The organism is Pokkaliibacter sp. CJK22405, assembly GCF_046614695.1.
Taxonomy (GTDB): Bacteria; Pseudomonadota; Gammaproteobacteria; order Pseudomonadales; family Balneatricaceae; genus Pokkaliibacter.
This window is the reverse complement of record NZ_JBKKHQ010000001.1, coordinates 448,983-471,662: the sequence shown is the minus strand read 5'-3', so window position 1 is coordinate 471,662 and position 22,680 is coordinate 448,983. Positions and strand designations below refer to the sequence as shown.

18 protein-coding genes are annotated in these 22,680 nt (G+C 51.2%); 8 read left to right on the top strand and 10 right to left on the bottom strand.

Translation table 11 applies throughout. The features are described 5' to 3' along the window. Nucleotides 1-2 precede the first annotated feature (2 nt). Nucleotides 3-3,056, bottom strand: a complete 3,054-nt coding sequence (locus ACKC9G_RS02130; RefSeq protein WP_411403283.1) for an FAD-binding and (Fe-S)-binding domain-containing protein — start codon at nucleotides 3,054-3,056, stop codon at nucleotides 3-5. Next, a complete protein-coding gene (locus tag ACKC9G_RS02125; RefSeq protein ID WP_411403282.1) occupies nucleotides 3,053-4,666 on the bottom strand; it encodes an amidohydrolase family protein in 1,614 nt (537 codons plus the stop codon). Before ACKC9G_RS02125 ends, ACKC9G_RS02130 begins: the two co-directional genes overlap by 4 nt. A gap of 289 nt (nucleotides 4,667-4,955) precedes the next feature. Between ACKC9G_RS02125 and ACKC9G_RS02120 the strand changes: the two genes are divergently transcribed. Next, the gene (locus ACKC9G_RS02120) at nucleotides 4,956-5,402 is read left to right on the top strand and encodes a hemerythrin domain-containing protein (protein ID WP_411403281.1); all 447 of its coding nucleotides are present in this window, start codon (nucleotides 4,956-4,958) and stop codon (nucleotides 5,400-5,402) included. 194 nt (nucleotides 5,403-5,596) lie between these two features. Here ACKC9G_RS02120 and ACKC9G_RS02115 read toward each other — a convergent pair whose 3' ends face one another. Both ACKC9G_RS02115 and ACKC9G_RS02110 read right to left on the bottom strand, forming a co-directional pair. After that, nucleotides 5,597-6,205, bottom strand: coding sequence for a Yip1 family protein (locus ACKC9G_RS02115; RefSeq protein ID WP_411403280.1), 609 nt, complete (start codon nucleotides 6,203-6,205; stop codon nucleotides 5,597-5,599). Between the two features lie 224 nt (nucleotides 6,206-6,429). After that, nucleotides 6,430-7,284: a DUF4349 domain-containing protein gene (locus ACKC9G_RS02110; RefSeq protein WP_411403279.1), complete on the bottom strand. Its 855-nt coding sequence runs from the start codon at nucleotides 7,282-7,284 to the stop codon at nucleotides 6,430-6,432. A 226-nt stretch (nucleotides 7,285-7,510) separates the two neighbouring features. Here ACKC9G_RS02110 and ACKC9G_RS02105 point away from each other — a divergent pair, with 226 nt between their 5' ends. Together ACKC9G_RS02105 and ACKC9G_RS02100 are read left to right on the top strand one after the other, a co-directional pair. After that, entirely contained in the window at nucleotides 7,511-8,344 is an 834-nt protein-coding gene (locus ACKC9G_RS02105) for an inositol monophosphatase family protein (protein ID WP_411403278.1), read from the top strand. 47 nt (nucleotides 8,345-8,391) lie between these two features. Beyond that, nucleotides 8,392-9,591, top strand: coding sequence for a methyltransferase (locus ACKC9G_RS02100; protein ID WP_411403277.1), 1,200 nt, complete (start codon nucleotides 8,392-8,394; stop codon nucleotides 9,589-9,591). A 94-nt stretch (nucleotides 9,592-9,685) separates the two neighbouring features. On the opposite strand, the gene ACKC9G_RS02095 is transcribed toward ACKC9G_RS02100, so the two are convergent. The 4 genes from ACKC9G_RS02095 to ACKC9G_RS02080 all read right to left on the bottom strand — a co-directional run bounded on the left by ACKC9G_RS02095 (nucleotide 9,686) and on the right by ACKC9G_RS02080 (nucleotide 14,030). Next, nucleotides 9,686-10,444, bottom strand: coding sequence for an amino acid ABC transporter ATP-binding protein (locus ACKC9G_RS02095; RefSeq protein ID WP_411403276.1), 759 nt, complete (start codon nucleotides 10,442-10,444; stop codon nucleotides 9,686-9,688). A 33-nt stretch (nucleotides 10,445-10,477) separates the two neighbouring features. Then, nucleotides 10,478-11,575 carry an amino acid ABC transporter permease gene (locus ACKC9G_RS02090; RefSeq protein ID WP_411403275.1) on the bottom strand — a complete coding sequence of 366 codons (1,098 nt, stop codon included), beginning with the start codon at nucleotides 11,573-11,575 and terminating at the stop codon, nucleotides 10,478-10,480. 1 nt (nucleotide 11,576) lies between these two features. Then, nucleotides 11,577-12,785: an amino acid ABC transporter permease gene (locus ACKC9G_RS02085; RefSeq protein WP_411403274.1), complete on the bottom strand. Its 1,209-nt coding sequence runs from the start codon at nucleotides 12,783-12,785 to the stop codon at nucleotides 11,577-11,579. Between the two features lie 228 nt (nucleotides 12,786-13,013). Then, nucleotides 13,014-14,030, bottom strand: a complete 1,017-nt coding sequence (locus ACKC9G_RS02080; protein ID WP_411403273.1) for an amino acid ABC transporter substrate-binding protein — start codon at nucleotides 14,028-14,030, stop codon at nucleotides 13,014-13,016. 826 nt (nucleotides 14,031-14,856) lie between these two features. On the opposite strand from ACKC9G_RS02080, the gene ACKC9G_RS02075 reads away from it, so the two are divergent. Genes ACKC9G_RS02075 through ACKC9G_RS02060 form a run of 4 tightly spaced genes read left to right on the top strand, consistent with a single transcriptional unit; the run spans nucleotide 14,857 to nucleotide 19,669 of the window. Continuing rightward, entirely contained in the window at nucleotides 14,857-15,567 is a 711-nt protein-coding gene (locus tag ACKC9G_RS02075) for a paraquat-inducible protein A (RefSeq protein WP_411403272.1), read from the top strand. Then, nucleotides 15,564-16,190 (top strand): paraquat-inducible protein A, encoded by a 627-nt coding sequence (locus ACKC9G_RS02070; RefSeq protein WP_411403271.1) that lies wholly within the window; start codon nucleotides 15,564-15,566, stop codon nucleotides 16,188-16,190. The genes ACKC9G_RS02075 and ACKC9G_RS02070 overlap by 4 nt, the downstream gene beginning before the upstream one ends. Next, nucleotides 16,183-18,558 (top strand): MlaD family protein, encoded by a 2,376-nt coding sequence (locus ACKC9G_RS02065; RefSeq protein WP_411403270.1) that lies wholly within the window; start codon nucleotides 16,183-16,185, stop codon nucleotides 18,556-18,558. Before ACKC9G_RS02070 ends, ACKC9G_RS02065 begins: the two co-directional genes overlap by 8 nt. After that, nucleotides 18,548-19,669, top strand: a complete 1,122-nt coding sequence (locus tag ACKC9G_RS02060) for an alpha/beta hydrolase (RefSeq protein ID WP_411403269.1) — start codon at nucleotides 18,548-18,550, stop codon at nucleotides 19,667-19,669. The genes ACKC9G_RS02065 and ACKC9G_RS02060 overlap by 11 nt, the downstream gene beginning before the upstream one ends. Nucleotides 19,670-19,672: 3 nt before the next feature. On the opposite strand, the gene ACKC9G_RS02055 is transcribed toward ACKC9G_RS02060, so the two are convergent. Beyond that, a complete protein-coding gene (locus ACKC9G_RS02055) occupies nucleotides 19,673-20,569 on the bottom strand; it encodes a tetratricopeptide repeat protein (protein WP_411403268.1) in 897 nt (298 codons plus the stop codon). A 94-nt stretch (nucleotides 20,570-20,663) separates the two neighbouring features. Then, nucleotides 20,664-21,275, bottom strand: a complete 612-nt coding sequence (gene cobO / locus ACKC9G_RS02050; protein WP_411403267.1) for a cob(I)yrinic acid a,c-diamide adenosyltransferase — start codon at nucleotides 21,273-21,275, stop codon at nucleotides 20,664-20,666. Between the two features lie 180 nt (nucleotides 21,276-21,455). On the opposite strand from cobO, the gene ACKC9G_RS02045 reads away from it, so the two are divergent. Further along, a complete protein-coding gene (locus ACKC9G_RS02045) occupies nucleotides 21,456-22,619 on the top strand; it encodes an NAD(P)-dependent oxidoreductase (protein WP_411403266.1) in 1,164 nt (387 codons plus the stop codon). Nucleotides 22,620-22,680 lie beyond the last annotated feature (61 nt).

The following is a 22,680-nucleotide window of genomic DNA, read 5'->3' as shown; positions in this document are numbered from 1 at the left end:
CCTCACTTCTTCAGTTGTGTCAGTAACGCCTGCAAGGGATGCTTTAGCTCATGCTGATCAAAGCGCTTAACCTGGCTACGGCAGGAGTAGCCGGTTGCCAGCAGGGCGGAATGATCGTCGGCATCAGCGATGACTTTGGCCCAGCTTTGCTGGTAGATAGTCTCTGACGTGGCTTTATTGGCGGTTTCATGCCCGTAGGTTCCTGACATCCCGCAGCAACCTGTGGCGATGACATCAAGCTTCATCCCCAAAGCGGAAAATACCTTTTGCCATGCGCCGATGCTGGCGGGAGCGTTGGTTTTCTCCGTGCAATGAGAAAGTAGTTTGAAATGACGTGCTTCAAAACGTTCTGCCTGAGTGGAGACGACTTCCAGCTTCTCGGCCAGCCATTCCTGTAGAAGCTGCACCTCTGGAGCCTGTCCTTCCGCCAGGTATTTCTTATACTCACTGCGGTAAGTCAGTGTCATAGAGGGGTCAATACCGATCAATCCAATGCCGGTAGCTGCCAGCGTGTTAAGAAGCTCTGCCTGATGCTCTGCTGTTTTGATAAAGCGCTTGATGAAACCGTGAACATGAAGCGGCTTGCCGTTGGCTCTGAAAGGAGCCACCAGAGGCGTGAAGCCTAACTGGCGAATAAGGCGCAACGTATCGAGTACAACGGGTGTGTCGAAGTAGGAGGTAAACGCATCCTGCACCAGAATCACGGCTTTACTTCGCTCTTCAGCGCTAAGGCGTTTCAGGCTTTCCTGAGTGGCATAGTGAAAGGCCTCACGCTGCATCGCTTTATCAAGATTAAGGTCGTGAAGCAGTGGGCTATCGACCATGCCAGCGGTTTTTCCGAGGATCTTGCTGATAAGTCCATTACCGATTAACCCGTTGTAGAGCCAGGGCGCTCGAGCCAGAGTGGGAATCATGAATTCCAGGCTGCCGATGGCGTAATCCTTTAATGGCCGCAGATACCGGCCGTAATAGAGTTCAAGGAATTGGCTTCGCAATTCTGGCACATTGACTTTGATCGGGCACTGACCAGCACAGGACTTACAGGCCAGACAGCCCATCATTGCTTCATGAACCTCATGGCTCATGTCCGTCTCACCTTTGCGTTTCGCCAGGGTGTTTTTGACGCGAGGAATAAAGGTTTTTACTGCGGACTGATGTCGCTGAGTTTCGGCAATAGCGACAGGATCTGCATGGCTTTTTTCCAGTTGTCGTAACCATTCGCGAATTAAGGATGCACGGCCTTTGGGGGACTGTGTGCGTTCTCGGGTCGCCTTCCAGGAAGGGCACATGGCATCGTTCAGGTCGTAATTAAAGCAGGCGCCATTGCCATTACAGTGCATGCCTTCTTCAAATTTGAGTCGGCTGGTCAGTGGGATCTGACGATCATGCTGTCCACGTGTCGGCACTTCATCAATCTTGAGAAGCTCGGCACCCTCAATGGCAGGTGACGCAATCTTTCCGGGATTTAATTGGTTCTTAGGGTCAAAGGCCCCTTTAAGTTCTTGCAGACTGGAATAGAGAGGCCCGAAAAACTCAGGTGCATATTCTGAACGCACGCCTTTGCCGTGCTCACCCCACAGCAAGCCCTTGTACTTACGTGTCAGTGCCACCACACCGTCAGTGATAATGCGGATCATCGGCTCCTGTTCAGGATCTTTCATGTCCAGTGCGGGGCGAACGTGCAGCACACCGGCATCCACATGGCCAAACATGCCGTAGGCAAGATTGTGGCTATCGAGCAGGGCGCGGAATTCCTGAATAAAATCGGCAAGATTCTCGGGGGGCACGGCGGTGTCTTCAACAAAGGGTATCGGGCGTCGTTCGCCCTTGGCATTGCCGAGCAGACCCACTGCTTTTTTGCGCATTCCCCAGACTTTCTTGACGGATTCACTGCCAAATACGGTGGTATAGCCAAGGCGAACAGAGCTCTCGGCTTCTGCATCCAGGCGATCCGTCAGGGCTTTGACTTCATGGGCCAGAGCAGCTTCATCATCGCCGGTAAATTCCACCAGATTGATACCCTGAATCGGAGTTGCGCTGGTCTGCGGAAACCATTCCTTGACGCTGTGCCAGACAATGTCCTGCATCGCCAGATTAAGCACCTTGGAGTCCACGGTTTCGATTGATGTCGGGTTAGACGCCATCAACCCCTGGGCATCCCGCAAGGCTTCGTTAAAGCTTTGATATTGAACATTTACCAGGGCCGAAAATTTGGGGATAGGCAGAATGTTCAGCTTCGCCTCGGTGATGAAGGTGAGTGTGCCTTCAGAGCCGCATAGCAGGGAGTTCAAATTAAAACGACCTTCATCATCACGAATGTGGGCAAGATCGTAACCTGTCATACAGCGGTTAAGTTTTGGGAAGCAGCGTTCAATCTCTTCCTGACGATGAGTAAAGATGTGCTCAGCCAAACGGTGGATTTCACCGACGCGATCATCCCGGGCGCTAATGTCAGCAAACTCATCTTCGCTTAATGGTTGGGACAGCCAGGGCGTACCATCAAGCAGGACAGAGGTGAGCTCCAGTACATGATCACGGGTTTTGCCATAGCGGACAGAGCCCTGACCGCTGGCATCGGTATTGATCATGCCGCCGATGGTGGCGCGGTTGCTGGTGGATAGCTCTGGTGCGAAGAAAAAACCGTGGGGTTTCAGGAAGGCATTGAGCTGATCTTTGACAACACCGGTTTGCACCCGAACCCAGCCTTCCTCTGCATTAAACTCAAGGATCTGATTCATATGGCGCGAAAGATCGACGATAACGCCATTATTGAGAGACTGTCCGTTGGTGCCGGTACCGCCACCGCGAGGTGAAACGCGGATAGCGCTGAAGCGGGGCTCATTCAGAAGCCGGGCAACTTCAGAGAGATCTTCAGTGCTGCGCGGAAAAATCACCGCTTCCGGTAACACCTGATAGATGGAGTTATCTGTGGCGGCGACAGTCCTGTTGGCATAGTCCGCACTGATATCGCCACTGAAGCTGCTGCCGCGCAGAGCCTGCAGAAAAACGTCATAGGCAGAGGTGACAACTTCAGTCGGTTCAAGACGTGGGATCATAGGATTCTCTCTTGGTCGGGCAGGGAGGCAAAGCCGTACAACGCTGCCGGATTTTCTACTAATACACGGTGTTGAAGGGCGCGATCATCGGTCCAGAATTCCATTAAATCGAGGAGGTCGGCATCATCGGGCATCGCGCCGGATAAACAGGTATGCGGCCAGTCGCTGGCCCAGAGCAGGCGCTCTGGATTGGTTCGAAGGAGAGACTCGGCCAGCGGGCGGACATCGGTATAAGGCCAGCGCTCGCCGGAAAGCCGCTCCGCTCCACTCAGTTTTACCCAGATTTTTCCTGTCGCCAGTAAGCGTAGCATTGAAGAGAAACCTGGGTGCTGCGGCCCCAGCTCTGGCGGAATATGTCCCATATGATCGATAACCACTGGCACCGGAAGCGCACCAAGGGTGGACTCAATATCCGAGAACTCAGAGAGGTCTGCCAGTAGTTGAAGATGCCATCCTAACGGGGCAATTTTGTTCGCCAGAGTGCGTAAATCAGACACAGCAACACCGCTTTTGAACAGTAAGTTAACCCGAACGCCGCGAACACCAAGCAGATGCATCGCCTCGAGCTCTTCGAAGCGAATGTTGGGTGGAATGACGACGACGCCTCTGAAGGCATCTTCACCTTGCTGTCGCCGAGCCTGACGTAAGCTCTCTAAGACCACATGGTTATCCGTCCCATACACACTGGGTTGGACGATAACCGCGCGAGAAATACCCAGACGTTTTTGCACTGCCAGATAGCTCTCAAGGGAGGCCGGCGGCGGTGTGTAGGAGCGGTGAGGAGTGAAGCTTCTGGCGTGATCAGGCCAAAAAACATGCATGTGGCTATCACAGGCACCCACCGGTATCGGTAATCTCGGGCGGCGTTCGCTCGCTAATGCAGGGGCGCAGAGGGGAGCATAGAGTTCGGACAATCCGCTCATGCGTGTTCTTTCCCAGCCTTGCAGACCACGAATCCCCTGTAGCTCTGCACTGCTTAACAAATATCGCCAGTAATGGCGGCGAGCGAGATCAGGATCACCAAGGGCAATGGCGTCAATGATCTCTTGCCAGTGCTCAATAAACTGCCGGGGAGCATTCTGCCAGCTATAGTGCGGAGATACCGGCTCCCGGCCATTGAGATAAGCAAGAAAGCCTTCAAGGTAGTTATTTGCCGAGGCCGCAGCCACCTGCGTTTGCAGATCGTGCTCCGTGTGTTCTGTCAGGCCATGATCGCGCAGCTGATCAAGTGTTCTTTGCAGCTTTAACAGTTGGGATTGCGTGCGTCTTCTGGCTGCCATGCTGGCCGCAGCAACTTCAGTTTCAAGACGAATCTCATACCGCTTTCTGAGGGCAGTCAGATCTTTTGCATCATCAATGATGCGAAAGTGTTGATGTGATTCAGCGGGAAGTACAAAAGCGCCTGATCCCTGACGCGACTCGATCAGCCCGTTGGATTTTAGTCGTGCCAGCGCTTCGCGAATAACGTTCCGACTGACGCTGAACTGCTGTCGCAACTGTGTTTCGCTGGGAAGTTTCTGTCCGGCAGAAATCTCACCCTGACGTATTTTCTGTTCAAGGTGATACGCGATCTCATCAGTAAGAGAAGTGGGCTTCGTCAGGGTATTCATGAAAGTTGTCAGCTTGTAGGACAAGTTGGAGCGTATTGTACTTTGCTCCATCTCGCGTGCAAGTGGCGTTTAGCTTGAAGCGTTTTGTTACGAGGTGTCGATATGGGCGCTTTATTGAGCGTCTTTCATAAGACACGTCAGTTATAACGCCTGTCTGAACATGCACAACTGTTTCTGACTTACGGCTTAAGCGACTTGTTAAGTGTTGGCCGGGTTTGTGTTCTTGTCTCGGAATCCTCATGGTTGAGAAAGGTTTATACCGTCGCGTAACACTCAAGGAGACAAGGGAATGACTATTTTTGAAGCGCTACGAAAAGATCACGACATTCAGCGCAAATTGGTTGATCAACTGGTGGAAACTCATGGGGACTCAAGCCAGAGAGATAAGTTGTTTAATCAGCTGAAAGTTGAGCTGCAAGTGCACGCCACCGCTGAAGAGCGTTGTTTTTATGTACCGCTGATGCAGCACGATAATACTCAGGAAAAGGCCCGTCACGGCGTGGCAGAGCATCATGAGTTTGATGAGCTGATCGAGACGCTGGAGTCCACGGATTACAGTTCTCCAGGCTGGCTTGCCGCAGCTAAACATCTTCATGAACGCCTGCATCATCACCTGGACGAAGAAGAGCATGAATTTTTTCAGATTGCCGGGAAGGTAATGACGACAGCAGAAAAATCTTCTCTGGGTGATGATTATCAGGAAGAGATCGATGATCAACGCTCGAAAGCAGCTTGATCTATACAAGTTCCACCTCTCGCTGAGAGAGCTTATCCGTTGATCGGCTATTTCATGAATAGCCGTGAAGCGGTGTATCACTGGTATTGAGGCGACGTTTAGTCGCCTCTTTTTTTGGCTGATCGGTAATAGGGGCAATAAAAAACTGCCGGTAACCACCGGCAGTTTTCACATAGGCTTACAGGTCAGTTTCTTTAGCCGAAAAGCATCCAGGCGATGCTGTTTTCACTTCCCATACTCCACAGCAGGACCACTGCCGCCAGGAGCACCTCCAAAACAAGTACACCAACGGCCAGCGTTGAGCTCGACAGGATAAAGCCTCTTTCCTCACTGATGCCCAAAAAGTTGGGTATCCCTACATAGAGAAGGTAAGCGGTATAGCAGACGCCAGCGATACCGGCCAAGGCACAGAGCCAGATAACAGGATAAAGCGCAAAAAGCCCACTCAGGAACATTGGTGTGGCGATGTAACCAGCAAAGACGATGCAGCGGTGCAAGCTTGGGCGGTCGGGAATGTCTTTCGCCATTCGGAAGATTGTAGAGCCAACAACAGCCACGGCGGCCAGAATCAGCATGTAAAAAGCGATGCCTATACCAACGGCAGTTCCCATAGAGACGAGTACGCTCTCTCCACCGAGTGTCCAGCCAACCTGGGTTGTCCCTATAAATGCACTGATGACAGGAATTGCAGCCAGCCAGAGCACATGATGGCTGTACAGATGGCTGACGGTTTCTCCTTCTTCATCGATGGAGCGCCATTCTCTGTCAGGGTGGGACAGTAGTCCCCATAAGTGATTAATCATGAGCCTTCTCCTCTCGCTTTCCTCAGAAAGTCCGTCTTGAACAACTCACCGGCCACATCTACCGGTCGGTGATGGGTTTTCTTATTGATAGTGCTTTCAGGTTAAATTCTGATCACTAAGGTCAAGTATAGATAAGCGAGGGAAAAACAAAGTAACGCTGGTGGGCTGCATGCAAAAAAGTCATGTCAGCGCGGCTGCCGACATGACTTTTAATGGGGGATGAATTAGCGGCGACGGGGCTTGCGAAGTAGTCTGAGACCTATCCAGCTGGCAGGAATAATTACGATCAGCCAGGGAATGAGCTGGATGATGAAGTAAAGGACATCCGAAAGCGTAGAAACAAAAATGCGCCCGCTGTCATAGAGCACATTTTTAAGTGGCCCGAAAATCCCTTCATCAGAAAAACTGGGTTCTGTGTTGAAGTGCATATCAATACGAACTTTTTCGGTCTGATTGGCCAGATAGGCACGCTGAGAAGTGGCTGAGTCCAGTCTGGCCTGTACGTCGCCCAGTTGCTTTTCCAGCTGCACCACATCACCCAGGCTACCGGTATTCTGATTAAGCAGAGCACGCAGACGATCGCGGACATCTTGCAGATTTTTCAGCTTCGCATCCACATCAATGACTTCTGCGGTTCGATCCTGTCGGGTAATAGTGGATTCGATTAATCCGTTTTGGCCCAGGTTATCCAGAAAAGCCTGGGCTTTGTCCCGCGCAACGCGCACGGTCAGATCTGCAGAAGGCTGCTGCTGATTGCTTTGCTGAATACTGGCTGAGAGGATCTCACAGTCACGTGGCTGACATTGGTCGCTGGCCGCTTTCCACTTTGGCTGAACCTCTGATGCTGGCAGTTCAAAGCGAAGATATTGCTTTTCTTCAATGTAGCTTTGTTGGCTCCCATCATTAACAGCGCTGCTTTCAGCTGCAAAGCGCGCTGGAGCCATGGCCAGTTTCGCCTGAGGAGCTGCTGCGATACCTTGAGAAGCGTCAGAGTTACCGCTTTGCTCGCAGCCGGTTAATGCCAGTCCAAGACTGACTGCAAATGCCAGTTGAACTAAGCTAGAGGTTTTTACGGTCATCCATAACTCCTTTGAAAATCTGAGTGCTTACCTGTCGGGTCCAGCTGGGTGTTAGCGAGCAGTATAGTCAGCCAAACAACGCTACGGGTATCAAGTTTCAGCTGCTGACTGTTGATAGCCGCCAGACCTTGTTAGGCGAACCATAGTCGGTAATGGTGAGACAAGGTAAAAGAGCGCGGAAGTTTATTCAATCCATGAATTGCCAGAATACAGGGCGTGTTTATTTATGAAACCAGCCGAAGAAAACCTTGCCGTTATCGCTACGCTTGCAGAAAAACTGGCTTATCAGGCCGGTGAGTTACTGATAGAAGAGCGTCAGAAAAGTCGTTTTGACCAGCATTACAAACAAGGTATTGAGCTGGTTACCAGCGCAGATATTGCAGTCGATGAATTGATTCGAGCGGGTATTCTGGCACATTTCCCGCACCATCAGATTCTTTCAGAGGAGTTGGCGCCGCAGGTGGATGCCAGTCTGGCTCGAAGCTCGGTGCTCTGGGTGATTGATCCTATTGATGGGACCATTAACTTTGCTAACGGACACCCTCATGTCGCCATTTCAATCGGGGTAGCGATTAATGGCGTGACTCAGGTAGCGGTGGTTTACAGCCCCTTCCTGAAAGAGTGTTTCAAGGCTATTCGAGGTCAGGGAGCCACACTTAATGGTGAAGGCATCGCTGTTAAGCCGCCTGAGTCATTGGGTAAAACGGTGGTTGCTACCGGGTTTCCTTATGACAAATCTCAAGTCCCTCATCTGGCAGGTCGCCTGTCCACGGTACTTCAGCAAGTTCAGGATATTCGACGAACGGGTTGTGCCTCGCTGGATTTATGCAGTGTCGCTGCCGGGCGCTATGGCGCTTACTACGAAGATGTTAAACCATGGGATATGGCTGCGGGGCTTCTCATCGCTGAGGAAGCAGGGGCTAAGGTCGGGCATTTCTCGGAACGAATTGACGATTGGCCTGCCTCTATTGATGGGCGTCAGGTCATGGCCGCGCCTGCTTCTGTGTATCAGGCCTTGTTTGATGTGCTTCAAACGACCCTTGAGCGGACTGCGGTATGATTCGGCTTAGCGCATTAATTCAGACATTGATTGAGTAGTATTTTTTAATGGCAATACCTGATATTTCAGCGTTGGGGAAACTGTTATCAACCCATGAGGCGTTATGGCGACCAATCCCATTTTATGGTGTGCCGGAGTGGACAGCACGGCATCCACAATTGCTTCAGTGGATTCGTGCTCTATCTGAAGAAAGGCTGGCTTATTATGAGCAGAATCCGGACGCCTTGTTGGACGTTACAGAGCTTCAGCCTTTTTTGCCCCTTGCTGAGATTCAATCATTAATAACGCTTCCTGTGAGTGCTGAGCTATCGCTTCATCCTGAGGTCTGGGGCGCACACATTAATGGTCGGAAGTGGCTGCAAATTCAGTATTTCGCCTCCTCGGTCATGCCGTACGCTCAGACAGCCGACTTACTGGTGGAATGGTGTGCGGGTAAGGGACATTTGGGAAGGCTAATGTCCCGGTTGACGGATAAGCCCGTGCGCTCAGTGGAGTGGGATGCCGCATTATGCAAGCAGGGGGAGCTGTTAGCGCAAAAGCAGTCGTTGAACGTTCAGTTCACTTGTGCCGACGTGTTAAAGCCATTCCAGTCACCCTGGTGTGATGCCAGAGTGCCGCATGTCATGGCACTTCATGCGTGTGGCGACCTTCACACAGAGCTGATTTCAAAAGCAGTAACTGAGCAGCTATCAGTCAGTATGGCTCCCTGTTGCTATCATCGTATTCAAGCAGAGACTTATCAGCCGCTATCCCGACAGGGCAAAGAAACCATTCGAGCCAATGCCTTGTCGCTTGACCGGGAGTCATTGCGACTGGCCGTTCAGGAGACAGTCACTGCGCCAGGGCAGGTGAGAGCTCAGCGCGAACACCTGGCCATCTGGCGCTTGGCTGCTGATCTTTGCCGGCAAGCGTTAACGGGTGATGATGCATATAAGCCATCGCCCAGCTTATCTTACGGACAACTCCCTGAGCATTTTAAAGATTATCTTCGCCAGCAAGCCAAATGGCATGGCTTTACGGTCCCGGATGGCGTGGATGATGAACTATGGCTTCAGCAGGCGCGGGAGCGTTTTCTTCATATCCGCCAAGAAGAGCTGGTGCGTCATTTATTCCGGCGGCCATTGGAGATTTTTCTGATTGCGGACCGGGCTTTGGTACTTAGTGAAGCAGGTATGAAGGTCGATATTGAAGTATTTTGTCCGCGGGAACTCAGCCCGAGAAATGTACTGATTACCGCAGTGCGGTAGGCAAGATGGGCTGCGATGTGCAGCTGCTTTGATATGTGCAGGTATAAAAAAAGGCGATCACTGGATCGCCTTTTATGTTTGAGCAGAATCTGAATTAGTGATTCAGGATCTGGCTCAGGAACAGCTGAGTACGCTCGTTGCGTGGGTTGTTGAAGAACTCGTTTGGTTCGTTTTCTTCAACGATCTGGCCGCCATCCATGAAGATAACGCGGTCAGCCACGGATTTGGCAAAGCCCATCTCGTGAGTCACGCACAGCATGGTCATACCCGTCTCAGCCAGGCCGATCATGGTATCCAGAACTTCCTTAACCATTTCAGGGTCAAGTGCGGAAGTTGGCTCATCAAACAGCATAACCGTGGGTTCCATGCACAAGGAGCGAGCAATCGCAACACGCTGCTGCTGACCACCGGAAAGCTGACCAGGATATTTATGGGCCTGATCCGGGATCTTTACTCGCTCAAGGTAATGCATTGCCAGCTGCTCGGCTTCCTTGCGGGGCTTTTTCTTAACCCAGATAGGCGCCAGGCAGCAGTTCTCAAGAACGGTCAGGTGAGGGAAGAGGTTGAAGTGCTGGAACACCATGCCTACTTCACTGCGGATCGCTTCAATGTTCTTGAGGTTATTGGTTAGAGGTACACCGTTAACGATGATCTCACCCTGGTGGTGCTCTTCAAGACGGTTGATGCAACGAATGGTTGTGGACTTACCGGAGCCGGAAGGACCACAGATAACGATACGCTCGCCGCGCTTAACGTCCAGGTTAACGTTCTTCAGTACGTGAAAGTTACCGTACCACTTGTTCATGTTCTTCAGCTGAATCATGTACTTTGATTCGGCGTTGGACTGACTCATTTTAAACTCTCCAAAAATCGATACGGTCAACGATCAGCGTTTGTGGCCGGTGTGCAGTTTGTTTTCCAGGTGCTGGCTGTAACGAGACATGCCGAAGCAGAATACCCAGAAGACCAATGCCACAAAGACATAACCCTCGGTCGCAAAACCCAGCCATTTCGGGTCGGTCAATGCCGCCTGGACAATTGCCAGGATATCGAAAAGACCGATGATCAGAACCAAACTGGTGTCTTTGAACAGCGCGATGAAGGTGTTGACGATGCCAGGGATCATCAATTTCAGTGCCTGAGGCAGAATGATGAGGATCATGGCTTTCCAGTATGTCAGACCCAGTGCATCAGCAGCTTCGTACTGTCCCTTGGGGATAGCCTGAAGACCACCACGAACCACTTCGGCAATATAGGCAGACTGGAAGAGGGCGATACCAATCAGTGCACGCAGCAGTTTATCGAAATGATATTCCGCAGGTACGAACAGAGGCAGCATGACCGATGCCATAAAGAGCACAGTGATCAGCGGTACACCACGCCATACTTCGATGAAGACAACGCAGAAGCTCTTGATGATAGGCATCTCTGAACGACGACCTAATGCCAGCAAGATACCGATTGGCATGGCCGCTGCGATACCAACGATGGCGATAACCAGCGTCAGGATCAGACCGCCCCACTGGTGAGTGGGCACTTCTTCAAGACCAAACGCGCCACCATGCAGCAGGAAGAAAGCAATGATGGGGAAGATGAAGATAGTGAAAGCAGCTACCCACACTTTCTGCGGCAGATTAGGAATCATCAGCCAGGCAAAGAGTGCAGCCAGCAGCAGGAAGGTCGTATCGACACGCCAGTAAAGCTGCTCCGGGTAGAAGCCATAGATGAACTGGTCCAGGCGAGAGGTGATAAACACCCAGCACGCACCACCTGAAGTACAGGCGTTACGGTCACTGCCGAACCAGTCAGCATCAATGAAGGTCCACTGGATTGCCGGAATCAGCGCAGAGACTACGAAGTAGATCGCGATGATAGAGACAATCGAGTTAATTGGACCGGAAAACAAATTCTTACGAAGCCAGCCAACAAGACCTGTGCTCGAAGAAGGTGCAGGTTGACTGGGGAGAGGCTGAAACTTTTCCATATTAACGCTCCACCAGTGCCATGCGGTTGTTATACCAGTTCATGAAGGTCGAGATTGCAAGGCTGATGGTCAGGTAAACTGCCATGGTAATTGCAATAATCTCGATAGCTTGGCCGGTCTGGTTCAGCGTGGTACCGGCAAATACAGATACCAAGTCAGGATAACCAATAGCGGTAGCCAGTGAGGAGTTTTTGGTCAGGTTCAGGTATTGGCTGGTCAGTGGTGGAATAATCACACGCATTGCCTGAGGAATGATAACCAGCTTCAGTGTTTTGCCATTAGAAAGACCTAAGGCGCTCGCTGCTTCAGTCTGACCGTGATTAACGGACTGGATACCAGAGCGAACGATCTCACCAATAAATGCTGCAGTGTAAATGCTAAGAGCAACAACCAGAGCCAGAAACTCAGGAATGATGGTTACGCCACCGCGGAAGTTGAAGCCTTTAAGCTCAGGCATATCCAGGCTGACAGGCATGCCAGTGACAAAGAAAGCCAATACGGGTAAACCGACAACCAGACCAAGGCCAGCGAAGAACATTGGGAAGGTCTGACCAGTTTGATCCTGACGTTTTTTAGACCAAATGCTCAGGAATACAGTAGCAACAACACCAATTACCAAAGCAATCAGAATTCCTAAGCTGCCGTTCTCGAAAACAGGACGAGGAACATAAAAACCACGAACGTTTAAGAAGAAAGCATCGCCAAAGGAGAGTGACTGACGCGCTGAGGGTAGGGCGCGCAGAACGGCGAAGTACCAGAAGAAGATTTGCAGCAACAGAGGAATGTTACGGAAAACTTCGATGTACACCAGCGCGATTTTTGAAATCAGCCAGTTCTTGGACAAGCGGGCAACACCCAACAGGAAGCCAAGAATAGTCGCAAAAACAATACCGATTACTGAAACCAGCAAGGTATTGAGCAAACCGACAAAGAACGTACGGCCGTACGTATCAGTCTCTGTATAAGGAATCAAAGACTGTAGAATACCGAAACCGGCAGTTTCATGAAAAAAACCGAAACCGGTAGTGATACCACGTTGCTCCAGGTTGCTTAGGGTATTGCTAACGATAGCCCAGATACCCAAACCGACAACCAGGATCAGCAACGCCTGGAACAACAGGGCACGCTTTTCTGGATCATTCCAGAACGGCGGCTTGTTACTAGGCATGGTGCTGGCGGTGGCCTGAGGCTTGTTGGCTTCAGACGACATTCGCGAACCTCCTGACAGGAAAAAATCATTAAAACTAGGCCAGTGGCCTAATCACATGCCATCTCGCTACGTCAGCATCCTTATAATGTTGGTATGGTGATGCCGGCGTATATGGAGTTCGATTCTGGCAGTGGGTGCATCATTTCGATGACCCGGTATTTAAAAGGGCATGACCGAAGTCATGCCCAATTAATTTGCTTACCTATCCCTTAAGAAGGGAGGTAGCAATTAACGCATAGGAGGTGCGTACTGCAGGCCGCCTTTGCTCCACAGAGCGTTCAGGCCGCGTGCGATACCCAGCGGAGAGCCGGAACCTACGTTGCGATCAAACATTTCACCGTAGTTACCAACCTGCTTAACGATCTGGTAAGCCCAGTCGCTGCTTACGCCCAGGTCTTTACCGAAGTCGCCTTCGCCACCAACGAAACGCTTGATGTTAGGATCATCGCTGTCTTTCATCTGGTCGATGTTCTGAGAGGTCAGACCCAGCTCTTCTGCATCAACGGTTGCGAAGTAAGACCATTTAACCAGGTTGAACCACTGGTCATCGCCCTGACGTACGACAGGTCCCAGAGGCTCTTTAGAGATAACTTCAGGCAGAACCTGAGCAGAGGTAGGATCAGCCAGTTTGATACGCAGTGCGTACAGCTGAGACTGGTCAGACGTCAGAACGTCACAACGACCTGCTTCGAAGCCCTGAACTGTCTGGTCAGAGTTGTCGAATACAACAGGCTGATAAGTCATGTTGTTCAGACGGAAGTAGTCAGCCAGGTTCAGCTCGGTAGTCGTACCGGCCTGGATACAGAAGGTAGCACCGTCCAGTTCCAGAGCGCTGCTAACACCCAGAGATTTCTTAACCAGGAAGCCCTGACCGTCGTAGTAGTTAACGCCGGCGAAGTTCAGACCCAGAGAAGTATCACGGCTGATAGTCCAGGTAGTGTTACGAGACAGTACGTCTACTTCACCTGACTGCAGTGCAGTGAAACGCTCTTTAGCGTTCAGAGGAACGTATTTAACTTTGCTGGCATCGCCGAGGGCAGCGGCTGCAACAGCACGACAAACGTCAACATCCAGACCCTGCCAGTTACCTTTGTCGTCAGGGTTGGAGAAGCCGGGCAAACCTGTGCTAACACCACAATTAACTACACCGTTGGCTTTAACATTGTCCAGGGTGCCTGCGTGGCTCTGAACAGAGAAAGTCAGCGCGACTGCTGCAGCGGCAGCTACAGAACCGATTTTTTTCATCTTAACGTGTCCTCGGTCTATCACTGGTTTCAAAAATGCCAATTAATGGCTCGATGTCCTATTAAGCAAACGGCGTGCCTGTTTTTGTATTTGGTCGAAATAAATACAAAATTTCTTGCGAATTTGTTACTGAATGGTCTGAAATCGTCGATCGTGTCGCTAAAAGTATCTACTTGAGAGCGTTTTAGTAGGACTAATGGGATTCATTAGTTGCTTAATCTTGGCATTGACTATTTTCCCTCTCTGTTTTAAGCAGATCGCTTCAGGTAACAAAAGTGGGCACGCAGGTAACAGAGGAATGCACTGTGATGATGCACTTGCAGGTCGTTTTTTTCTGACTGTTTGGTCGGCTTTTACTATTCTTCACTATCAGGAGGCGTTGTAGTGCAAGAGTGAATAATTTGTGCTCTTTCATGGCTCTCAAATAAAAGCTCAATAGCTTTATAAGGTGTTTCAGAAAGGTTGCAGTTGAGGTGCGGTATTGGGCACGGAGTTCGAAGTGTTTGTTACAGTTGCCGGGGTAACGTAGCGGTTTTTGAATCGAAATGTCTTGATTCTGTTTTCGAGATCCGGATCAGGCAAAATGGCTTTTTTTGAGGGTGAGCCGATGGTGCTTTTGTTTGAAATGCTTGGGCGCTGGCTTCACGATAATTTATATAACCGTTATACCAACAAACCGGTTTTCTTATGAAGGTTGTTACCTTATATAAGTTGCAGGATTAAGTGAGCCTAGTGCAGGGCTCTGTTCTGATGGTGCGGATCATCGCCATCGCTGCCATTGACTCTATGTCCTGTAAGTTCTTAGCCGCTACCTACGAGAATGTTGATGTCTTCTCCCGCCCCTGAAAGCCTGAATTCCGAGAGCGAGGGTGCTCAGCCTGCCGAGCGCTGGATTGCATGTCATGAGTGTGATGCGGTATTCCCGATGATCGCTATGAAACATCGGCAGGATGCTTACTGTCCGCGTTGCGGGGGTCATCTTTTTGCGCATCGGGAAGGTACGATACAACGCAGCCTTGCCTTGGCGATCGCGGCATTCTGTTTTTTTATACCTACTGTTTCTTTACCGCTGATACAGCTCGACGTGCTGGGCTTAAATAGTAGTGTGACTCTTATAGAGGCAGTTATTGAGCTTGTTCAGGAACAGTACTGGTGGACAGCTTTTCTGGTCGCGGCGTGTAGCATCGTCGTGCCTTTCCTTGAGATCAGTCTGCTCATTTTTGTACTCGGCATTGCGCTGCTTGAGAGAGCCGGAACATTGACCATTATGTTGTTCCGATGGTGGCATGTGCTTAGGGGATGGGGAATGTTAGAGGTTTACCTCATCGGCATTCTTGTGGCGATGGTGAAGCTGCTGGATATGGCTTCTGTCACACTGGGGTTTGGGCTTTATGCATTTGTAGGCATGCTGCTTATGTTGCTTACAATGATGTTGAGTCTGGATCCGCACGAAGTCTGGGAGCAGCTCGATACTCAGAAAACTCGACGCCGCAGTTCGAATGAGGATGTTGCGTTTGTGAAGGAAGCCGGTGAATGAGCTATCAGACTGCCAAAAGTATGGGGCTGATTTCCTGTCATCTCTGTCACCAGCTTTGCCAGCCGGGTGAGGGAAGCGAGCACTATCACTGCCCACGATGTGGAAGTACGCTTCATTCGCGCCAGCCTGGTTCACTCTCGGCAAGTTGGGCTTTGTTGCTTACCGCAATGCTGTGCCTGATTCCTGCCAATATTTATCCCATCATGCGTGTATCACAGCTGGGTGTGGATACACCCAGCACGATCATGGGAGGCGTGCTGACGCTTGCTCATCATGGAGCGCTTGGGATAGCGGTAGTCGTCTTTGTCGCCAGTGTTGTTGTGCCGCTATTAAAAGTTGCGGGACTGGCTATTTTACTGATTCGCGCGCAGTTTGGCGGAGAGCTGAGTCCTAAACGCTGTACCCAGATGTACCGTTTGATCGAATTTATCGGCAAGTGGTCCATGCTGGATATTTTTGTTATTGCCCTGCTGGCTGCATTGGTAAATCTGGGCGCTGTCGCGCGGATTGAGGCAGGTCCTGCCGCCACTGCATTTGGTGCGGCTGTAGTACTAACAATGTTATCAGCGATGGTATATGACCCTCGCCTGATCTGGGATCAAGAGGAATCCCTTAATGAATGACAACTCCGGGGACAATAAACCAGTGGTAAGTTCTGGCGAGCGCTCCTCATCTGCATCCGCGCCTAAGCCCAATGTTGCTCAGGCGGTAAAAGTGAAGAAGCGCCGCTCCTGGTCCTTTATATGGCTACTTCCCTTCATCGCGGTATGTATTGGTGTCTGGCTTCTTTGGCATTCCATGGCGGACGCAGGTATTGATGTCACTATTACTTTTAAAAACGGGCAGGGTCTTGAGGCAGGTAAAACCGAGATCCGTTACAAAGGCCTGAAAGTTGGCATGGTGAAGAAGGTTCAGATTGGTAAAGATCTCGAAACCGTCATCGTTGAAGCTGAGCTTGACCGGTCAACAGAAGATGCCCTGAAAACCGGGACACAATTTTGGCTGGTGACACCTCATATCAGCCTTGAAGGTGTTACTGGTCTCGATACGCTGGTGTCGGGCAACTACATTGGCATTCAGCCAGGCAATGGCGCGCCAACACGTGAGTTTGTGGCCGCTACCAAAGCGCCTCCAGTTGCCTCGGATGAACCCGGGCTCCACCTGACTCTGAAAGCAAAAACGTTGGGCTCCTTGAGCCCTGGCGCACCTATTTATTACAAACAGATCAAAGTGGGTTCAGTGCAGGATTACCGTCTGGCAGACAACAGTGAAAACGTTGAAATCGATGCCTACGTTGAGCAGCCCTATGATGAGTTGATCTCTGAGCAGACGCGTTTCTGGAACGCCAGTGGCGTGACGGTGTCAGGTGGCCTTAATGGCTTTAAGGTGCGCACGGAATCTCTGGTGTCATTGATCAGTGGTGGTATTGCCTTTGCTAATCAGGGAGAGGTCGGCGCACCTGTCGCCAACGGTCATACCTTCCAGCTTTATAATGACTATGCGAGTGCAGAGACAGGTATTGGCGTCAACATTCATTTCAACTCCGCTCAGGGTCTGGTTGAAGGCGTTACCAAGGTCATCTATCGAGGTGTAGAGATCGGTACCGTGCAGAAAATGGAGCTCAATGACGATTATTCTCAAGTCAACGCGAGAGTGCTTTTCGACCCAAAAGCAGAAGAATTTCTGAAAACAGGCACGCGCTTCTGGCTGGTCAAGCCAAGCATTAGTCTGTCCGGCCTCTCCGGTTTGGATACTTTGGTGAAGGGTAACTACATCGCAGTTGAGCCAGGAAAAGGCGATTCTGCACGTGACTTCACCGCGCTAGGTCAACCTCCGGCTGTGGATGACGAAGAACCAGGCCTCAAGCTGACGCTGGATGCAAAAGAGCTGGGGTCGGTGTCCCCGGGGACACCCTTGTATTACCAGCATGTTGAGGTAGGTAGTGTGGTCAAGTACAACCTCAAATCCGATGGCAAAGGGGTCACGATCGTCGTTAACGTCCGACCACGCTATATTCATCTTGTGAATACTGAGACGCGATTCTGGCATGCCAGTGGCGTTCGAATCAAAGGCGGGTTAGGTGGTGTCTCCATTGAGACAGAATCAGTGATGTCTCTGATCAGTGGCGGTATTGCCATGGGTAATGTCACAGGCCAGAAAGGTCGTGCTGTAAAAGGGAATGAGCACTTCATTCTCTATTCCAGCATGACCAAAGCAGCAGAGCAGGGTCGAGAGGTTCATGTTCACTGGCAGCGTGCTGACGGTCTGAAAGCAGGCGATGATGTTAAATGGAATGGTCTGACCGTCGGTGAAGTCCGTGAGATTAAGCCATTAAGAGACTTTAGCGGTGTCGATGTCACATTATTCCTTCATCAGGACGGACAGGGTCTTGCGCGTGAAGGCGCAGAGTTTTGGGTAGTTCACCCAGAGGCAACGATCAGCGGCGTGTCGGGGCTGGATACGGTCTTTGGAGGCTCTTATGTTGCTGTCCGCCAGATTGATGATGCTGCCTCTTTACAGACGACTTTCATTGGCAGGAATCAGGCGCCAGCGATTGAAGCAATCAAAGGGATGCCACTGGTGCTTGAAGCTCACTCGTTGGGTTCGATCAAGCCAGGAGTTAACGTTTATTACCGTGGCGTCGCTGTCGGTCAGGTCAGTGCCACTCGCTTGGCAGATACCGCAGACCGAGTGCTGATCGATGTTTTGATTCAGCCCCGCTATGGTGCTTTGGTTAGAACCAACAGTGTCTTTTGGAATAACAGTGGTTTTGGTTTTGACTTCGGTCTCTTTAAAGGTGCGAGCCTTCGAACGGAGTCATTGGAAAGTTTAGTGGCAGGTGGAATTTCTTTCGCCACACCACCTGAAGGCGCGATGGGGGGGCGAGCAAAAGCCTACAGTCACTTTAAGCTGAATGATGATGCGAAGGATGACTGGAGTGAATGGGCTCCCCGAATCCAGCTCCCACCTGAGGGAAGTCATGCTCCCTGATTTTTCTGCTGACGAGAGCTCATCCGCGCTGTTTCGAAGCCACCTGCAAGAGGTGATGGCACTTTTACAGCGGAGCAAGTTTCATAGCCCGGATATGCGAGTCAGTCGGGAAGCTGCGATTGAGGCTGTACTCCCTTTTGAGCATGGGCCTGCAGATGCCAAACATTGCCTGTTGCTGGTGCATGGGCTGACGGATACGCCCTTTACCTTTCGCGAGGTGGCAGCCAAGCTGGCAGAGGCTGGCATTCGAACGCGAGCCATTCTGCTTGAGGGGCATGGTTCGTGTGCTGAAGCCAGTCTGAGCGTGAGTGGAAATAGTTGGCGTCGCCAGGTCAGGCAACATATTGAAGATCTTTCAACGCAGGGTTTTCATGTTTGGGTGGGTGGTTTCTCATTAGGTGGGATGATCACAACACTTGAGGGACTGAAGCATCCTGATGTGGAAGGACTAATTCTCTGGGCGCCTGCCTGGCGATCCAAAAATCCATTGGTGTGGGCCAGCCGTTTTATTGCGCCGTTTCGTCGCTGGCATAGTCGACGCCCCGAGCGGGACTATACCCGCTACTCTTCATTTAGTGTGAATGCCATCCATCAGTTTCATCGTCTTGCCATCAAGGCCAGAAGGCTACTGGGAAGTTTGTCGAGTTTTGATAAGCCGGTCTTTATTTGTTGTTCCGGCTCTGACGCCACGATCAGTACTCCCTATGTGTGGGAGCAGTTTCGACGCTTGCGGCGTGAGGACAGCGAGCTGCTATGGCTGGGTGATCTGGCCGAAGCGCAAGATGAGAAGGGGGTTGATGTCTGGGAGGCGTCATTGCCTGAGCAGCATATTCGGACCCTCTCACATTGCTGTCTGACATTCAGTGAGCGTAACTCTCATTATGGGAGGGAAGGTGACTATCGCCACTGCTTGTCTCGCCAGTTTTCCCGAGAAGAGTGGGAAGCCTGTATGGCTGATCCAAATATCTGGTACAGCGAATACGGCTACCCGTGCCCGGGTGGCGCTGGCGCACGACTTACCTTTAATCCGCACTTTGATGCGATGATGGATAAAGTGGTTAGCTTTCTCCATCATCATGCTAAGTTGGAAGTATCGGATAAAACGAGCTGAGACTTAGTAAAGCGCCTGATAAAGCTTGCGACGATAAGTTCCCACCAGCGGGTTTTCATTGCCCAGCATATCAAACAGCTTAACCAGGGTTTTGCGGGCGGTATCATCACCATAGCCACGATCCTGACGCATAAGAGTCAGGAGCTGTTTCATGGCTTCCTCATAGTTACCCGCCATGACTAAACGGCCGGCAAGCCAGAATCGAGCCTGAGAATGGCTGCCATCCTCTTCGACAGCGGCTTCAAGTGTTGCCAGGTCTGGCGCGTCTTTAATGATTTCACTAAAACTCAGGCGTGCCAGTACTTCTTTGGCCTTGGCGCTGTTCTTGTGATCATGGGGAAGGCCATTAATGATTGCCTTGGCAGACTCTGCATCACCCAACTGTGCGCACACATTAGCCTGCATCAGGAAGAGCTCATAATCTTCAGGGGACTCTCCGAGAGCATCGTTGAGCAGCATTTTTGCTTGCTCTAGTTGCCCGGCTTCAATGAGTTGCTCGGCTTGCTCTTTAGCAGACAGCTCAGCTTCCGTTTCCTGAACAGGCTGGCAATATTTATTAAGCAGTTTGCGAATTTCAGACTCCGGTTGGGCGCCGGAAAAGCCATCGACAGGCTGCCCATTGTGCAGGACGTACACGGTGGGCAGGCTGCGAATACCGAATTGCATGACGATCTGAGCCAGGGCCTGATCTTCGGTATCCACCTTGGCCAGAATGAAGCCACCGTTATACTCCACCGCCAGTTTGGACAGAACAGGAAGCAGCGCTTTGCAGGGCGCGCACCAGTCTGCCCAGAAATCAAAAACAACAGGCCGCTCCATGGATTGCTGGATCAAGTCTCGAACGTTATCGAGGGTGACTTCCACAATATAGGGGGAGTTGACTTCTTGGATGGGATTCATCGTGATCACTCTTTCAATCAAACTGCTTCAGGGAGCACATAAAGGTACTACTGATTGCCACCTTATGTGGTGCTGTACTTCACTATTGCAAGGCTTAGAACTCGATTCCCTGCTGCGCTTTAATACCGGCACGAAAGGCGTGTTTAATATCGCCAAGCTCCGTTACGGTGTCAGCCAGCTCAATCAAAGACTTTTGTGCTCCTCGACCAGTGATCACTACGTTCTGCCGGTGTGGACGCTGTTGCAGAGACTCAAGAACCTCATCCAGAGATAGATAATCAAATTTGAACATGTAGGTCATTTCATCAAAGATGACCAGATCAATGCTTTCGTCCTGTAGCAGGGCTTTTCCTTGTTCCCAGACACTTTGCGCCGCTTCAGTGTCGCTATCGCGGTTCTGGGTTTCCCAGGTGAAACCTGTTGCCATCACATGAAAGCTGACGCGGGGATGATCCATGAAGAATTTTTGTTCGCCACAGTCCCATCCACCCTTAATGAATTGAACGACTGCAACGCGTTGCCCATGGCCCAAGGCCCTGGCAACCATTCCAAAGGCGGAGCTGCTTTTGCCCTTGCCATTCCCGGTGAGAAGAACGATGATGCCTCGCTCTTCGGTAGCTTGGGCTACCTGGGAATCCACATGCGCTTTCATTTTTTGCATTCGAGCTTTATGGCGCTCGGCGCGATTGGTGGCCTCTTCTGTCATAACAGTGCTCTGTAAATGTCGGTTTGGAAGTAGGGATTCTTTGGCCCAACATGTTAGCGTAGTACCCGAGTGATCGCAGCCCGGGTTGCGATGACTGCCAGGAAACTGACCGGAAACAGGCTTTACGGCAGTACGGTTAGTCCCTGAGCCTACAAATCCTGAGGATAAGTGCAGCATTACATGAATATCAGTGTCTCAGCGCAAATAGCAGTGAAGGGGTGCCGCTCTCTGGTGATGGGAGGAGGTGAACAGGCTGCTCAGCTCTGTCAGGCTCTATTGGCCGAAGGTGCTCATGTTTATCTTGGAGCCCCTGAACTGGACGGAATGTTTGATGCGCTGCTCAAGCATCCAAATCTGCATTGGATCAAGCAGGGAAAACTGGAGAGCATTCTTCGCCAGCACTGGCAGTTAGTCGGTATTGCCACAGAGTCTGAAGATCTGGATGCACTGTTAGCGCAGTGGGCAGAAGAGTGCCACCTGCCGCTGGTAACTCTTAAGCCTGACGCTGCTCAGGCTGACAAAGCGAAAGCCGGCAAGATCCCAACGCTGTTAATCTGGCATGTCCCGGCTGAGTGCCAGGATGCCATGCAGCTACCTGCAACCTTTCTATATCATCGTGCTGAAGCAGACTTCCTGCTCGTAGCTGAAGGCTCACAATCCCTGCTTCAGACTCGTGACGCTACGATTTGTGATGATGAACCCGAACTTAATGATGTTTGGTCAGTCTGGATGCAGCAAGGGGGAACCTTGCTCTGGATAGCGCCGATGGGCGGACGTCAGGATGCTAAGAAAAAACTGAACCAGCTTCGTAAGCTTGAGGGCATGGAGCGCATTACTCTTGAGTATTACCGTGCAGAAAGCCTCTATTTGCAGGCATGGCCTGCTACGGTATTGCCCGAGATTGTGCCTGAGCCTGAAGTAGCGACTCCGCAGGAGAGCCTTGCGGATGTTGAGAGTGCTGAAGGCTCTGCTGATAAGAGTATTGGCAGCAGCGATCCGTCCTCTGAGAAAGAAGAAACACGTTCACGTGATCGTAGTAATCGCCGTGGGCGACGATCACGTCGCTCATCACCTCGCAACAAGCGTGAGGCTGGTCCTGCTGCTCAGGAAACGGGTGACAGCCAATCCAATCCTCAAAGTGAACAGAGTTCTGCCCAGGCGGCGGAGAGTGATACGTCGCAGAGTGAAGAGCAGAAGAGTGAGGGCAGTGATGCCAAACGTCGTCGCCCGTCGTCACGTCGCCGTCGGGGAGGCTCACGCCGAAGATCCACTGAAGGGCAAAAGGGCAGTGAGGCTTCACAGAGTTCAGTCCAGGCAGAATCCAAGGCGGCATCCTCGAGCTAACTTATTCTTTGAGCAAAAAAAAGCACGGTATCCGTAAGGGCCGTGCTTTTTTAATTCAATA

Excerpts from the sequence above, each read along its gene's own strand:
- ACKC9G_RS02130 (WP_411403283.1), bottom strand. The coding sequence starts at position 3,056 with ATGATCCCACGTCTTGAACCGACTGAAGTTGTCACCTCTGCCTATGAC.
- ACKC9G_RS02125 (WP_411403282.1), bottom strand. The coding sequence starts at position 4,666 with ATGAATACCCTGACGAAGCCCACTTCTCTTACTGATGAGATCGCGTAT.
- ACKC9G_RS02120 (WP_411403281.1), top strand. The coding sequence starts at position 4,956 with ATGACTATTTTTGAAGCGCTACGAAAAGATCACGACATTCAGCGCAAA.
- ACKC9G_RS02115 (WP_411403280.1), bottom strand. The coding sequence starts at position 6,205 with ATGATTAATCACTTATGGGGACTACTGTCCCACCCTGACAGAGAATGG.
- ACKC9G_RS02110 (WP_411403279.1), bottom strand. The coding sequence starts at position 7,284 with ATGACCGTAAAAACCTCTAGCTTAGTTCAACTGGCATTTGCAGTCAGT.
- ACKC9G_RS02105 (WP_411403278.1), top strand. The coding sequence starts at position 7,511 with ATGAAACCAGCCGAAGAAAACCTTGCCGTTATCGCTACGCTTGCAGAA.
- ACKC9G_RS02100 (WP_411403277.1), top strand. The coding sequence starts at position 8,392 with ATGGCAATACCTGATATTTCAGCGTTGGGGAAACTGTTATCAACCCAT.
- ACKC9G_RS02095 (WP_411403276.1), bottom strand. The coding sequence starts at position 10,444 with ATGAGTCAGTCCAACGCCGAATCAAAGTACATGATTCAGCTGAAGAAC.
- ACKC9G_RS02090 (WP_411403275.1), bottom strand. The coding sequence starts at position 11,575 with ATGGAAAAGTTTCAGCCTCTCCCCAGTCAACCTGCACCTTCTTCGAGC.
- ACKC9G_RS02085 (WP_411403274.1), bottom strand. The coding sequence starts at position 12,785 with ATGTCGTCTGAAGCCAACAAGCCTCAGGCCACCGCCAGCACCATGCCT.
- ACKC9G_RS02080 (WP_411403273.1), bottom strand. The coding sequence starts at position 14,030 with ATGAAAAAAATCGGTTCTGTAGCTGCCGCTGCAGCAGTCGCGCTGACT.
- ACKC9G_RS02075 (WP_411403272.1), top strand. The coding sequence starts at position 14,857 with ATGTCTTCTCCCGCCCCTGAAAGCCTGAATTCCGAGAGCGAGGGTGCT.
- ACKC9G_RS02070 (WP_411403271.1), top strand. The coding sequence starts at position 15,564 with ATGAGCTATCAGACTGCCAAAAGTATGGGGCTGATTTCCTGTCATCTC.
- ACKC9G_RS02065 (WP_411403270.1), top strand. The coding sequence starts at position 16,183 with ATGAATGACAACTCCGGGGACAATAAACCAGTGGTAAGTTCTGGCGAG.
- ACKC9G_RS02060 (WP_411403269.1), top strand. The coding sequence starts at position 18,548 with ATGCTCCCTGATTTTTCTGCTGACGAGAGCTCATCCGCGCTGTTTCGA.
- ACKC9G_RS02055 (WP_411403268.1), bottom strand. The coding sequence starts at position 20,569 with ATGAATCCCATCCAAGAAGTCAACTCCCCCTATATTGTGGAAGTCACC.
- cobO (WP_411403267.1), bottom strand. The coding sequence starts at position 21,275 with ATGACAGAAGAGGCCACCAATCGCGCCGAGCGCCATAAAGCTCGAATG.
- ACKC9G_RS02045 (WP_411403266.1), top strand. The coding sequence starts at position 21,456 with ATGAATATCAGTGTCTCAGCGCAAATAGCAGTGAAGGGGTGCCGCTCT.